The organism is Microbacterium sp. Bi128, assembly GCF_918698205.1.
This window is the reverse complement of record NZ_CAKKMM010001602.1, coordinates 1-1,096: the sequence shown is the minus strand read 5'-3', so window position 1 is coordinate 1,096 and position 1,096 is coordinate 1. Positions and strand designations below refer to the sequence as shown.

2 protein-coding genes are annotated in these 1,096 nt (G+C 65.2%); both read right to left on the bottom strand.

From position 1 onward, the window contains the following. The coding region (locus tag LQV45_RS34865; RefSeq protein ID WP_374208374.1) for a hypothetical protein at positions 1 to 362 on the bottom strand (362 nt) is incomplete at its 3' end. Between the two features lie 223 nt (positions 363 to 585). Beyond that, the coding region (locus LQV45_RS34860; RefSeq protein WP_230012533.1) for an ATP-binding cassette domain-containing protein at positions 586 to 1,096 on the bottom strand (511 nt) is incomplete at its 5' end.

The following is a 1,096-nucleotide window of genomic DNA, read 5'->3' as shown; positions in this document are numbered from 1 at the left end:
TCTTCCGCGCCATGGTCGTCCGCGTTCTGGTCGTCCGCGTTCTGGTCGTCCGCGACCTCTTCCGCACCCTGATCGTCCGCGTCCGCCTCTGTGCCCTGATCGTCCGCCTCCTGGTCATCCGACTCAGCCGGATCGCCCGGTTCAGACGATTCAGCCGGATCGCCCGGTTCAGACGATTCAGACGATTCGTGATCGGCGGCTTCCTGGTCGCCCACTACCGGAGTCTCCGACCCGGCCGACCCGGCCGGCTCAGAGGTTTCGGTGCCGGTCGCCGTCATGGTTGACGTCGGGTCAGCCGGGAGATTGGTGGTCGCGGTGGCCGCCGCTGCGCCGGCGCCGCCGGTGACGACGACGGAGGCCACTACTACTGCCTTGCCTGTGGTGCCCAGAGCACTGAGCCAGCCGATGATTCCTGCCACGGGAGATTCCTTTCAAAGCGGATAAGAGACCGCTGCCGTCCCCCCGGTCGGCAGCCAGCGCCACACTACCGCTCGGAAACGACCACTTGTCGGCCCTTTAGCCGCTCAGGCCACATCCTGAGCCAATGTTGAGCAAACACTGAGCCTCGGGGCAATCACCACGTCCTTAGGCCGCGCGTACGTCGACCTCGCCGGGTTCTGCGCCGTCGGTGCCGAAGACCAGCTGACGGGTGGCGATCTTTTCGGTGAAGAAGCGGTCGTGGCTGACCACGACGACCGCGCCGGGGAAGTGGAGCAGTGCCCGCTCCATCACCTGGGTACTGGACATGTCCAGGTGGTTGGTGGGCTCATCCAGCAGCAGCACCGAGGCCCCGGACAGCAGGCACTGGGCCATGGCGACGCGGGCTTTCTGTCCGCCGGAGAGGTTCCCGATCTTCTGTTTGAGGTCGGCCTCGGAGAACTGGAACATGGCGAGGAACCTGTTGACGGACTTCTTCGTGGCGCTGAAGGCCAGGCTGTCCGGCAGCGCGTTGACCGCGTGCGAAACGGTGTCGGCGTCGTCGAGCTCTTCCAGCATTTTGTTGTAGGAAACAAAACCCGGCCCCTTCGCCCAGACCACTTCACCGGCATCCGCCGGTTCCTCCCCGGTCAGCACTTTCAGCAGCGTGGACTTGCCG